At 61.3% G+C, this 12,098-nt stretch carries 12 protein-coding genes; all 12 read left to right on the top strand.

The window, feature by feature from the left end; translation table 11 throughout:
- Window positions 1-145: 145 nt before the first annotated feature.
- Entirely contained in the window at window positions 146-901 is a 756-nt protein-coding gene (locus art_RS02990; protein WP_038462416.1) for a Clp protease N-terminal domain-containing protein, read from the top strand.
- Window positions 902-908: 7 nt separating this feature from the next.
- Window positions 909-1,463 carry a GNAT family N-acetyltransferase gene (locus art_RS02985; RefSeq protein ID WP_038462414.1) on the top strand — a complete coding sequence of 185 codons (555 nt, stop codon included), beginning with the start codon at window positions 909-911 and terminating at the stop codon, window positions 1,461-1,463.
- A gap of 59 nt (window positions 1,464-1,522) precedes the next feature.
- The gene (locus art_RS02980; protein ID WP_038462412.1) at window positions 1,523-2,269 is read left to right on the top strand and encodes an aminoglycoside phosphotransferase family protein; all 747 of its coding nucleotides are present in this window, start codon (window positions 1,523-1,525) and stop codon (window positions 2,267-2,269) included.
- Between the two features lie 56 nt (window positions 2,270-2,325).
- Window positions 2,326-2,712, top strand: coding sequence for a hypothetical protein (locus art_RS02975; RefSeq protein ID WP_162182026.1), 387 nt, complete (start codon window positions 2,326-2,328; stop codon window positions 2,710-2,712).
- Complete coding sequence (locus art_RS02970) at window positions 2,696-3,127, top strand: GNAT family N-acetyltransferase (RefSeq protein WP_052135940.1); 432 nt, start codon at window positions 2,696-2,698, stop codon at window positions 3,125-3,127. Before art_RS02975 ends, art_RS02970 begins: the two co-directional genes overlap by 17 nt.
- 168 nt (window positions 3,128-3,295) lie before the next feature.
- The gene (locus art_RS02965) at window positions 3,296-5,686 is read left to right on the top strand and encodes an excinuclease ABC subunit UvrA (RefSeq protein WP_038462408.1); all 2,391 of its coding nucleotides are present in this window, start codon (window positions 3,296-3,298) and stop codon (window positions 5,684-5,686) included.
- A 405-nt stretch (window positions 5,687-6,091) separates the two neighbouring features.
- Window positions 6,092-6,337, top strand: a complete 246-nt coding sequence (locus art_RS02960) for a type II toxin-antitoxin system Phd/YefM family antitoxin (RefSeq protein ID WP_038462406.1) — start codon at window positions 6,092-6,094, stop codon at window positions 6,335-6,337.
- Complete coding sequence (locus art_RS02955) at window positions 6,334-6,591, top strand: Txe/YoeB family addiction module toxin (RefSeq protein ID WP_038462404.1); 258 nt, start codon at window positions 6,334-6,336, stop codon at window positions 6,589-6,591. The genes art_RS02960 and art_RS02955 overlap by 4 nt, the downstream gene beginning before the upstream one ends.
- Window positions 6,592-6,839: 248 nt before the next feature.
- The gene (locus art_RS02950) at window positions 6,840-7,607 is read left to right on the top strand and encodes a TnsA-like heteromeric transposase endonuclease subunit (protein ID WP_216699579.1); all 768 of its coding nucleotides are present in this window, start codon (window positions 6,840-6,842) and stop codon (window positions 7,605-7,607) included.
- On the top strand, window positions 7,604-9,712 hold the full coding sequence (locus art_RS02945; RefSeq protein WP_038462400.1) for a Mu transposase C-terminal domain-containing protein: 2,109 nt from the start codon (window positions 7,604-7,606) through the stop codon (window positions 9,710-9,712). Before art_RS02950 ends, art_RS02945 begins: the two co-directional genes overlap by 4 nt.
- Complete coding sequence (locus tag art_RS02940; RefSeq protein ID WP_038462398.1) at window positions 9,703-10,728, top strand: TniB family NTP-binding protein; 1,026 nt, start codon at window positions 9,703-9,705, stop codon at window positions 10,726-10,728. Before art_RS02945 ends, art_RS02940 begins: the two co-directional genes overlap by 10 nt.
- Window positions 10,725-11,606 carry a hypothetical protein gene (locus art_RS02935; protein ID WP_038462395.1) on the top strand — a complete coding sequence of 294 codons (882 nt, stop codon included), beginning with the start codon at window positions 10,725-10,727 and terminating at the stop codon, window positions 11,604-11,606. The genes art_RS02940 and art_RS02935 overlap by 4 nt, the downstream gene beginning before the upstream one ends.
- Window positions 11,607-12,098 lie beyond the last annotated feature (492 nt).

Genomic DNA, 12,098 nt, shown 5'->3' with positions numbered 1-12,098 from the left:
CCGCATTTCAGACGCTCCTGCAGATAACGGGCGGTTTTACCCAACGCTCCTGCAGATAACGGGGCGTTGAGATCGGACGCGGTCCCGGAGGACGCCGCGTCAACTGAGGGTTGACGGGAGCGGTGCGTCAACCTATGGTTGACGCATGAGCTCTTCACTTGATATTTCAAACCCCGCCCCGCTGGATGACCTCATCTCAGCCCTGGTGCGCTCCCATGACAGCGTGCTGGAACAGTTGTCCGGCGCCATGCTTGTTTCGGAACACCTTGGCGCGGTGTCCGATCACTTGATCGGCCACTTTGTGGACCAGGCCCGGCGTTCAGGGGCATCGTGGTCCGACATTGGGCGCAGCATGGGCGTGACGAAACAGGCGGCCCAGAAACGCTTTGTCACCAAGGCGTCGGGGGAGCAGCCAGACCTGGACGCGAGCCAGGGCTTCAGCCGCTTCACCGAACATGCCCGCAACGTGGTGGTGGCCGCGCAGAACGAGGCGCATGCCGTCAAGAACATCTCGATCAGCCCCGAGCACCTGGTGCTGGGACTGCTCGCCGGAACGGACACCACGGCAGTGCGTGCACTTGCCGCACAGCACGTGCCGCTGGAGGCCATGAGGCAGGCCGCTGCGGGAACGCTTGCGGCACCAGCAGACACGGTCCCGTCCCTGGTTCCCTTTGCTGCGGACACCCAAAAGGTCCTGCAGCTTTCCTTCCGGGAGGCCCTCCGGCTGGGCCACAACCACGTGGGTAGCGGGCATCTTCTTCTGGCACTGCTGGAACATGAAAACGGTGCCGGTGTTTTGGCCGACGCGGGCGTGGACCGAACGGGCGTTGAAGACTTTGTTACGGCCGAACTCGCCCGGGAATCCGCGGCCTATGAGCAGGCCGCCGCGGAACGTGCATAATGAAGAAATGACAGTTGAAATCAAAACCGATCGCCTTGCCCTGCGTCCGTGGCAGGATTCCGACGTCGACTTTGTCTTCGATCTTTACTCCCGCTGGGTGGTGCAACGCTTCATCGGCACCGAACCGGCCGTGATGGAAAGCCGCTCCGAAGCGGTCGAGCGGCTGGAGCGATTCAAGGCACTGGACCACCCCGTGCACGGCATCTGGGCCGTGACCCGCAAGGAAGACGGACTGCCCGTCGGAACGCTGCTGCTCAAGCCTATTCCCGCCTCAGGTGAGGAACCACTACAACCCTCGTCCGACGTCGAAATCGGCTGGCACTTCCACCCCGACCATTGGGGCAACGGCTTTGCCTCCGAAGCGGCGACCGCCGTTTTGGAGCATGCCTTCGCCTCAGGGCTGGAGCAGGTGGTGGCCGTGACGAACCCCGTCAACGAGGCATCGCAGAGCGTGTGCCGCCGCATTGGCATGGAGCACCAGGGCCTGTCCAAAAAGTACTACAACGCCCCGTGCGAACTGTTCGTGATCGAGAACCCGGCCGCTCCGCAGCCCGCCGAATAGTGTACCCGGGGCCCGGGCCGGACACCCGGCCCGGGCCCTTCCTGCCCCGAGGAGGAATCATGGCCGAGACCCTGTCCGGCGGCAATATGAACGCCGTGGAACGCGACGGCGACACCGTCACACGCACCGCGGGTCCCTGGACGCCAACCGTTCACCGGTACCTGCAATATCTGGGCCGGGCGGGCATCGACTGGATCCCGCAGCCCATCACCATCGAGGATGGCAGGGAACGGCTGAGCTACGTCCCGGGGGAGGTGCCCCCGTACCCGCTGTCTGACTGGGCGTGGCATGAATCCGTCCTCATCGACGGGGCCCGCCGCCTCCGCCAGCTCCACGACGCCAGCATTGGCTTCTGCATGGATGGGGCCGCTTGGCAGGCGCCGGCAAAGATTCCCGCCGAAGTCATCTGCCACAACGACTTTGCGCCCCACAACCTCGCCTTCCATGACGGACAGCTCACCGGGGCCATCGACTTTGACATGTGTTCGCCCGGGCCGCGACTGTGGGACCTGGCCTATTTCGCAACCCGGGCCGTCCCGCTCACCCGGGACACGCCGTCGAACGCGCCGGGCATGGGTCAGGCCCGGCGCCGGGTCCAGCTCATCCTGGACGCCTACGGTTCCGATGCCAGCTGGAAGGATGTGCTCCGGGTTGCCATTATCCGGCTGTGGGACCTGGCAGATTTCTCGCGCGGTAAAGCCGTTGATCTCGGCAAGCCTGAACTGAATGACGATGCCGACATGTACGAACGCGACGCCGACTTCCTCCGTGGGGAGCAGGCCGGCAAGGGAAATGTCGTGCCCTGAGGAGTGGAGCCCGCCACCGCAGAAGCGACTCGGTGCAAAGCACAATCCGCAGCTTGATGCACCGTGAATCACTGGAAAGGCTCAAAGTGACAGCAGGAACACCGCACACGATGCTCATGGCAGACTGCGATGTCGACAGTATCCACAAGCAGGCCGAGCAGCACCAGGCACGGAATTCCAGGCTTCTCAAGGAGATTGAACGTCGCGGCGGGGGCCTCGCCCAGGACCCCGAGGAGACTACCCTCCATACGACCGCCTACGACGCAGACGGCACTCAACTGCTGAATCTGCTGGAAGCCTTTGCCCATACCTTTGGCGAACAGGCACCCTACCCGTATGAGGGGCGGATCCCTGGAACATGGGGCCAGATGCTCTCATGCCATGCCCAGAAGTTGTTGACGGTCGAAGAGTTTAGTGAAATTGGCCATGCCGTTGGCCGGTGACATTGTGTACGGTGATGGCGGCCAAGTGGACAACGCCAGGCTCATGGACCTGTACACGTCAGTGGGGTGGAGCAGTTATACGGACTCTCCGGAAACATTGCTTGCTGCCGTGGCCGGTTCCTCAAAGGTTGTCTCAGCCTGGTCAGGGGATCAATTGGTGGGCCTGGCCCGGGTCATTTCCGACGGCGCCAGCATTTGGTACCTGCAGGACATTCTGGTTCGACCGTGCTTCCAGCGGAGGGGAGTCGGCCGGACACTGGTACGCCACGCATTGGAAGGCTACGGGGGAGTGCGCCAAAAGGTACTGCTGACCGACGATGGAACCGGGCAAAAGGCCTTCTATGAGTCCCTTGGTTTCGAGGAAACAGCCGCATATGGCGGCGGTGCCTTGAGGTCCTTTGTGCGCTTCGACTGAACCCCCGCACCTGCGCAGACAGGCCGGGCTGGAAGTGGCCGGTTCCGGCGTCGTGCGTAAAGAAATGGGTTCCAACTGGAGTGAGCAGAAACGGAGAACCTTTCCTCCGTCCCTCATCGGTTCACCGCGCTAAAGTGGACTGCGACGCTGACCGACGAAAGAGGCCCCATGAGCACCGATGCAGACGTGGAAACAACAACCACAGGACGGCATGCAGCCGACAGCCACGACCTGATCCGTGTGCAGGGTGCTCGGGTGAACAACCTCAAGGACATCAGCGTGGAGATTCCCAAACGACGCCTGACGGTATTCACCGGCGTATCCGGATCCGGCAAGAGCTCCCTCGTATTCGGCACCATCGCCGCCGAATCCCAGCGCATGATCAACGAAACGTACAGTGCGTTTGTGCAGGGCTTCATGCCCACACTGGCGCGACCCGACGTCGACGTCCTGGAGGGGCTGACGACAGCGATCCTCGTTGACCAAGAGCGGATGGGCGCCAATCCGCGCTCCACCGTCGGTACCGTGACCGACGCCAACGCCATGCTGCGCATTGTGTTCAGTCGCCTGGCCCAGCCCCACATCGGCTCACCGCAGGCCTACTCATTCAACGTCGCCTCCATCTCCGGCGCCGGCGCCGTCACCATCGAGAAGGGTGGGGAGAAAATCAAGGAGCGACGCAGCTTCTCCATCACCGGTGGCATGTGCCCGCGCTGTGAGGGCATGGGCAAGGTCAACGACTTCAACCTCGATGCGCTGTTCGACTCCGAAAAGTCCCTCAGCGAGGGCGCCGTCCTAGTGCCCAACTACAGCATGGACGGCTGGTACGGGCGCATCTTCGCCGGCTCCGGATTCTTCGACATGGACAAGAAGCTGGCCAAGTTCACCAAGACCGAACTGCACGACCTCCTGCACAAGGAACCCGTCAAGATCAAGGTCGAGGGCATCAACCTGACGTACGAAGGCATCATTCCCAAGATGCAAAAATCCATGCTGGCCAAGGATGTGGACGCCATGCAGCCGCATATCCGTGCCTTCGTGGAGCGCGCCGTCGTGTTCACCACCTGTCCCGACTGCAACGGCACCCGCCTGGCCGGGCATGCCCGCAATTCCAGGATCGACGGTGTGAGCATCGCCGACGCATGCGCCATGCAGATCAGCGACCTCGCCGCCTGGGTCCGTTCACTGGACGAGCCCTCTGTGGCGCCGCTGCTCGGGGCACTGGGGGAGACCCTAGACTCTTTCGTGAACATCGGCCTGGGCTACCTGTCCCTGGACCGACCCTCCGGCACGCTGTCCGGCGGCGAGGCCCAGCGGACCAAGATGATCCGTCACCTGGGATCTTCCTTGACGGACATCACCTACGTCTTCGACGAGCCGACCATCGGCCTGCACCCGCATGACATTGCCCGCATGAACCAGCTCCTGCTGCAGCTGCGCGACAAGGGCAACACCGTCCTCGTCGTGGAGCACAAACCCGAGGCCATCGCGATCGCCGACCACGTGATCGACCTGGGCCCGCGGGCCGGATCCGACGGCGGCGAGGTGGTCTATGAAGGCACCATCGCGGGCCTGCGCGCCAGCGGTACCCTTACCGGCAAGCACCTCGACGACCGCATGGAGCTGAAGGAGACCTTCCGCAAACCCACCGGCATGATGGAGGTGCGCGGCGCCAACGAGAACAACCTGAAGGACGTCGACGTCGACATTCCCCTGGGCATGCTCACGGTGGTGACGGGCGTGGCCGGCTCCGGCAAAAGCTCCCTCATCCACGGCTCCGTCTCCGGGCGCGAAGGTGTGGTCACGGTGGACCAGGGTGCCATCCGCGGCTCCCGCCGCAGCAACCCCGCAACCTACACGGGGCTGCTGGACCCCATCCGCAAGGCGTTTGCCAAGGCCAACGGCGTCAAGCCCGCCCTGTTCAGCGCCAATTCCGAGGGCGCCTGCCCCACCTGCAACGGCGCCGGCGTCATCTACACCGACCTCGGCATGATGGCTGGCGTCTCCACCGTCTGCGAGGAATGCGAAGGCCGCCGCTTCCAGGCCGCCGTCCTCGAATACCACCTGGGCGGGAAGAACATCAGCGAGGTCCTGTCCATGTCGGTGGATGCGGCGGAGGAATTCTTCCGCGAAGGCGAGGCCAAGCTGCCAGCCGCGCACAAGATCGTGAGCCGGCTGTCCGACGTCGGACTTGGCTACCTCAAGCTCGGCCAACCCTTGACCACCTTGTCCGGCGGTGAGCGCCAGCGCATCAAACTGGCCACGCATCTGGGGGAGAAGGGCGGCATCTACGTCCTCGACGAGCCCACCACGGGCCTGCACCTGGCCGACGTCGAAAAGCTCCTGGGACTCCTGGACCGGCTGGTCGAGTCCGGGAAGTCGGTCGTTGTGATCGAGCACCACCAGGCGGTCATGGCGCATGCGGACTGGATCATCGATATAGGTCCCGGTGCCGGGCACGACGGCGGCAGCATCGTTTTCGAGGGAACGCCGGCGCAGCTTGTGGCTGGCAAGGGGACGCTGACTGGTGAGCACCTGGCAGCGTACATCGGCGCCTGATTGTCGAACGGTGTTCGATTGTGCGCGACTCTGTGGAGTTGTCTTATCTGGTGGGCGGCCCCGGACCCGTGGTCGTCATTTTGCATGGGCTGGCGGGGGAGTCGGGGGAGTTTTTCCCCACGATGAACGCACTGGCTGCAGGCTTTCGTCGGTGGCTCTGGAATGGCGCTATATTGATCCAGGTTCGCGTGGTTAGGGTCCGGGACGGATCTTTGTCTCAGATTCCTCCATTGCCCGTGGGGAGGGCTCGGCTTGAGCCAGTCGACGTTGCTGCCTGCACCCTCAGCCGTTCTTCACTTGTTGCCCGACGGGATCAGCAAGTCGGCAAGTACGGATGGTACTTTCCATATCACTGAGATCACCCGAGTGGTACCATAAAGTTGTACCAGAACCCAGGGAGGGTAAATGTCCGTAACGGCCAGTGAGGCAAGAAAGAATCTCTTTCCCTTGATTGAGCAGGTGAACAACGACCGCATGGCGATTCGGATTACCTCCCGGAAGGGCGACGCGGTCCTGCTCTCAAGGGACGAGTACGAAGCTCTCGAGGAAACGGCGTACTTGCTGCGTGTACCCGCGAATGCCAAGCGCCTGCTGGAGAGCCTGCAGCAAGCAAGCACCGGGAACTTTCATGAGCATGACCTTGTGGAATGAGACTCGCATTTACACCCCATGCCTGGGATGACTACACATACTGGCTTGGTGCCGACAAGGCAATGCTCACGCGAATCAACCGCTTGATAAACGATGCTTTGCGGGATCCTGCGGCAGGCATTGGCAAGCCGGAACCATTGCGCTATATGTTTGCTGGCGTCTGGTCCCGACGGATCACCGAAGAGCATCGCCTTGTGTACCTTGTTGAGGGCGAAGACCTGATCATCTTGCAGGCTCGATACCACTACAAATAGCTGAACTGCGGTCCACCTTCGGATCCTCATCCATTGCGCCGATAATCTACATTATGTCAAGTAAAGCGAATCTGGCACTCCCCGATCCGCGTAAACCAGCCGATTTGTGTCCTGTCTCATCTAAAGTGACGCAATCTCAAGTTAGTTGAAGCATTAGTCCAGTTCGTCTCAAGTTAGTTGACGCATTGTCCGGCGTGTCTCAACTTAGTTGACGCACCCGAACCGTGGCCGGGACTAAAATCCAAGCTATGGGACGCTCAGCCGCGGCGTCCGACGCTCTCGCCGGGCACCACGCTCCAGCAAGCACCCTGTCATTCAGGGAGCAATTCACCAGCGCCTCAACAACATCACTATTGGCTGACTGCTGGATGGTCCCGTTCGAACATGCCCAGCCCATTCGTGCCACCGCGGCGTTCAAGGGCCAACGAAATTTCGCGGGCCTCTGGTGGTGCACCACAAACCAACGCCACGTCGGATTCGAATCCTGGTGCGAACGCGACAACCTGATGTCCCTCGACTTCGACCCGGATGTCACAGGCATCTCATCCCAACCCTTCCGGATCATTTGGTCAACACCACTCCCCCAGCATTCCCATGTCCCGGACTTCTTTATCCGACACGCTGACGGAACCGCCGTCGTGATTGACGTTCGTCCCGATGAGCGGGTGAAACCCGCTGACGAGGAAGTCTTCCAGGCCACCATGCGCCTATGCTCCACCGTTGGCTGGGAATACCAGCGCCTCGGAGCGTTGCCTGCCGTCTATGTAGGGAATTTGCGCTGGCTGTCCGGCTACCGCCATCCCCGGTGTGCTCGCGAACCCTCACTGACCCAGTTGTCGGCTGTTCTCGCTGCGGCCGGAGCTCAAACGATTGGCAGCCTCGCGAACATTATCGGCGATCCGGTCATCACCCTGCCGACCCTATTTCACATGATGTGGAGCCACAAGATTAGGGCCGACCTTTGGCGACATCCCCTATGCAACGACACACTGCTGACGTTGGAGGCCTCTGCATGATCGATAAAGCTGAGATGTTGAGAATCGGTGACGACGTCGAGTTGCACGGGATCCGGTACCAACTAACTGGCCTTGACGGTGGTATTGTCCTGCTTGCCGCCTCAGGCGAAGCACCTGTCGCCATCAAAGTCAGCGCCCTCGTCGCGGACAAGAGTTTCAAAGCGCTGAACATTGTGTCCCTCCGGCGGAGAATCGCAGGACCATCACCGCTATTCGAAGCGCTGCCCCAGGAAGTTCAGCGGAAGGCGAGATGGCTTGAAGGGCACATCACCGAAGTCCTCGACGGGGCACCCTGCAATGCGGACGTGACGTACATGCCCCGGCGAATCTACAATCCACAACTGACATCGCTCAGGCAGCGGGACCTAGCCAAAATTGCCGAACTCGACGCACAAGGAGTCCGGTTCAGCCTCAGCAAACTTGAACGGCTCAGGCGAGCCTACGAACGCCAGGGGGTTCTCGGACTCGTCGATCAGCGCCTCATCCGCCGTGACCCCGTGGCAGGAAAGACGGATCAACGGGTGGTGGATGCCACCATGAAGGTACTTGAACAGAACACACATCAATCCTCAGGCGCCACTGACCGCCTAATGCACCAAGTCGGCCAAGCGTTGGATGCCCAGCACGGGGCCGGCACAGTTGCCCTGCCATCGCGAGCCACTTTCCACAGGCTGATAGGCCGGCTCGCTGAAGGCCGACACGCTACAGGCTCGGCCCGCACCCGGCGCACGCTGGCCCAGCAACCAGCAGCACCCTTCGGCGCCGTCTACCCTGTCAGGCCAGGGGAACTGATGCAGATTGACTCCACTCCCCTGGATATCGCCGTTGAACTCGACGACGGCGTCATAGGACGGGTCGAGCTGACAGCGATGGTTGATATTGCCACACGCAGCATCCCAGCCGCCGTCATCCGCCCCACCACCAAGGCCGTGGATGCCGCCCTGTTGCTGGCACGGTGCATGACCCCGGAGCTCATGCGGCCAGGCTGGTCACAGGCCGCCTCCATGGCGGCGTCCGCCATGCCCTACCGGTCCATGAAATCCATTGACGAGCGCCTGGCAGGGGCCGCCGCGAAACCCGTCATCGTGCCTGAAACCATCGTCTGCGACCATGGCAAGGCCTACCTCTCAGCCACTTTCAAGAATGCCTGCCGCAGCCAAGGCATCAACCTTCAGCCGGCCCATCCAGACACTCCGACCGACAAACCAATCATCGAGCGGACGTTGCAATCCATCGGCACCTTGTTTGCCCAGTTCGTCACCGGATATCTGGGCTCCTCCGTCGAGCGTCGTGGCAAGAACGCCGAGCAGCAGGCCATCTTCTCCCTCCCGGAGATCCAAGACCTCCTGGACGAGTGGATTGTGACCGGTTGGCAGAACCGTCCCCACGACGGATTGCGGGATCCATTCACGACCTCGCGGGTACTGTCTCCGAATGAAAAGTACGCGGCATTGCTCGCCGTCAGCGGCTACGTTCCGGCACCTTTCACCGCGGAGGACTACCTGGAATTGATGCCCACGGAAACACGAGTCATCAACAGCTACGGAGTAAAGATCCGCCACCGCGTCTATGACACCGAAGAGCTGAACCCCTACCGTGGCCAAAAATCCGGGATGAAAGCCCTCAACGGCCTCTGGGAGGTCAAATACGATCCCTACGACATTGCATGCGTTTGGATCCGCAACCCTCAAGATGGTGGCTGGATCACCGCCTATTGGCGTCAACTTTCCTCCGGAGCCCAACCCTTTGGTGACGACATCTGGAACTACGCCCGCCAGGTCGTCGCCGAGCGTGGCATCACGACGCCATCCGAATCTGAGGTCAAAACTGCTGTGGAGGCCATCCTCGACAAGGCTTCCCCGCCAGCCAAACCAGCAGCAAGACAACGAAAGAATCAACGCGCAGCAGCCCGTAACAAGGCCGCCATCAACTCCCAACGAACGCGCCCCGGACTCGGCAAACCACTGCAAGAAGCAAAGCCCCCGGCGACTCTAGTACCGACTATCGAACCAGCGCCGGACCAGGAACAGGACTCCCCGCCGGTGGCCAAGATCATTCCCTTGAAGATCTATGACCCCCAAAAGGAGGCCGACAAATGGTGGTAACAGAACTTCGAACCAGCGGTCGCGCCCCCACCACCACGCTGCAGGGCTGGCGCAGTTTCGTGGCCTCCACCGCACCCAACATCGAGCTGGCCGACACAGCAGCGTTGGCTGCAATGACCGCTGCTCGCCGTGAAAGCTACGACGAACAACGCATCAGCTACCACTCCGAATTCGTCCTGGCAGAAACATCCACCGTCCGCAAGATTGCAAACCAGGGCAAGATCTTGGTGATGCTCAACCAGCGCGAGATCAGCGCCCGCCGTGGCCTGATCGTCTCAGGCCCCTGGGCGTCGGGGAAGACCACAGCGATCAAGCTCCTGGGCAAAACCCATGAACTACTCGTCAAACGGAAATATCCCGACCAGCGAGACCGGATCCCGGTCGTCTACATCACCACTCCCCCAAAGGGCTCCCCCAAGAAACTCGCCAGCGAATTCGCGAACTTCCTCGGCCTTCCCTACCGAGCCAGACAGAACGTCACCGACATAGCCGACGCCGTCTGCCAAGTCCTCACCATGGCCAAAACAGAACTCGTCATCGTCGATGAAATCCACAACCTCAACCTGGCCACCAGTGCCGGGGAGGACATGTCCGACCACCTGAAATACTTCACCGAACACATGCAAGCAACCTTTGTCTATGCGGGCATCAACGTGGAGAATTCCGGCCTGTTCACTGGCATGCGGGGCCGGCAAATCTGTGGCCGTTCCGTGCTCATGACCACCGGGCCGTTCCCGCTCACCGATGAGTGGGACTCGCTCGTTGCGACCCTTGAAAACGGGCTGCGCCTCCACGATCACGTGCCGGACACACTCACGGCCCAGAGCCAGTACCTACACCACCGCACAGGCGGCAGCATAAGCAGCCTCTCCCACCTCATCCGCGAGGCAGCCATCCTGGCCATCCTCAACGGCACCGAACGAATAGACCGGGCACTGCTCGACGACATCATCCTCGACCACGCCGCCGAATCCATCGCGCCCCGGCCAGCGGCAATGAATCCGTCCAACCAATGACTGCACGCCAGTTTCTGCCAGAACCGGATCGCCCCCTGCCCAGGCCCGTACGGCCCTACCAGGATGAGACAACCCGATCTTTCATCCGGCGCATCAACAACGCCAACATGCTCAAGCCCGGCGAGCTCATCAAGACAATGCGCAGGGATCGACGGCCATGGATGTACTACCTCGCCACATGGAACGACACCCGACCGGACATCCTCCTGCTGGCGATGCCGCAACTGGCCAACCGGCACCCGGATCCGCAGCTGCGGCTAAAACTCATTGGCCGGCCAATCCGCACAACCCATGCCCCTGCCTGCCACCACTGCACCCTGGCCCGCGGCGCCGGCCCCTACGTGGAGGTCTACACCACCCACGAACGCGTCATCTGCCCCAACCACGGACTCTGGATCGGAGACGGTGTCGGTACGATCGCCGACCAATTCAACATCGACGCTTGCCCGGAAATCATTGAAGCCTGGCACCACCATAAGAACCTCATCACCCGACACGGACACGCACAAGTACGCCGCGCATTCCACATCTCCAGCGTCATCAACTGGAGCTGGTACGAGCAATTCCAGCACTTCAGCACCGCTATGAACACATACGAATCCCTGACAGCAAACCACCCCCGAATAACCAACAGCCCGGCACTGGTTGCGGCGGCTCTCTACCCCTCCATCGTCATGCTCACTGCCGCGATCGCCTCCCCACGCTGGCGATACATTGTCCGCTCACCCCATCCCGAAGCCTTCCTCGACCGAGTCGGCAACGAGATCACCGAGGGCTGGACACCGCAGGGAGCATTCGATCCGCTTCGGCACTGGATGGAAACCAACTGGTCAGCAGAATTTCGTGGTTCCGACACAATCCTCCCGCCCAAACACTGATGACAGGAGCCTGAACGGACCGGCCAATTTGGCTCTAAATACTGTGCCGTATGTCGCCCGCTCACCGGACAAGTCACCGGACAGGTCTAACGGGACGGTCGACTTTCCTGTGAATCTCGAAACTTCTAAATGCGCAGGTCAGGGCAGGGTGCGTACCGTTTGAGGACCCCTTTGCGGGACGTATCAGAGACGCCCTTTCGCGGTGGTTCGGCAGTTCCTGCGGACACAGAGCGCTCCTCTGCATTGGTGTTCAGAGAGCCGCACGTCAGGTTCGGCGGGCATTCACGGCGAAACCTAGCCCAGTAATGGGATAACGGGCGCACCTTGGCTTGCCCAAACACCCGACGGCCGAAAATGACTGTGCCTCTCCTAATACCTTTTGGTGATCAGGAGAGGCACTATTCTTTGTGGATAAATGATGGTTGTAGAAGGCTCCTGTCTAGATCCTGACTCGCTGTTCAGTCTGCAGGGAATTCCGAAGCCACCGGTGTA

Origin of the sequence: Arthrobacter sp. PAMC 25486, from assembly GCF_000785535.1 — a bacterium.
In the GTDB taxonomy this organism is placed as follows: domain Bacteria; phylum Actinomycetota; class Actinomycetes; order Actinomycetales; family Micrococcaceae; genus Specibacter.
This window is presented reverse-complemented; position numbering and strand designations above follow the sequence as displayed.

Coding starts and splice junctions, on each gene's coding strand:
- art_RS02990 (WP_038462416.1), top strand. CDS start 146: ATGAGCTCTTCACTTGATATTTCAAACCCCGCCCCGCTGGATGACCTC.
- art_RS02960 (WP_038462406.1), top strand. CDS start 6,092: ATGTCCGTAACGGCCAGTGAGGCAAGAAAGAATCTCTTTCCCTTGATT.
- art_RS02940 (WP_038462398.1), top strand. CDS start 9,703: ATGGTGGTAACAGAACTTCGAACCAGCGGTCGCGCCCCCACCACCACG.
- art_RS02935 (WP_038462395.1), top strand. CDS start 10,725: ATGACTGCACGCCAGTTTCTGCCAGAACCGGATCGCCCCCTGCCCAGG.
- art_RS02965 (WP_038462408.1), top strand. CDS start 3,296: ATGAGCACCGATGCAGACGTGGAAACAACAACCACAGGACGGCATGCA.
- art_RS02975 (WP_162182026.1), top strand. CDS start 2,326: ATGCACCGTGAATCACTGGAAAGGCTCAAAGTGACAGCAGGAACACCG.
- art_RS02970 (WP_052135940.1), top strand. CDS start 2,696: ATGCCGTTGGCCGGTGACATTGTGTACGGTGATGGCGGCCAAGTGGAC.
- art_RS02980 (WP_038462412.1), top strand. CDS start 1,523: ATGGCCGAGACCCTGTCCGGCGGCAATATGAACGCCGTGGAACGCGAC.
- art_RS02950 (WP_216699579.1), top strand. CDS start 6,840: ATGGGACGCTCAGCCGCGGCGTCCGACGCTCTCGCCGGGCACCACGCT.
- art_RS02955 (WP_038462404.1), top strand. CDS start 6,334: ATGAGACTCGCATTTACACCCCATGCCTGGGATGACTACACATACTGG.
- art_RS02985 (WP_038462414.1), top strand. CDS start 909: ATGACAGTTGAAATCAAAACCGATCGCCTTGCCCTGCGTCCGTGGCAG.
- art_RS02945 (WP_038462400.1), top strand. CDS start 7,604: ATGATCGATAAAGCTGAGATGTTGAGAATCGGTGACGACGTCGAGTTG.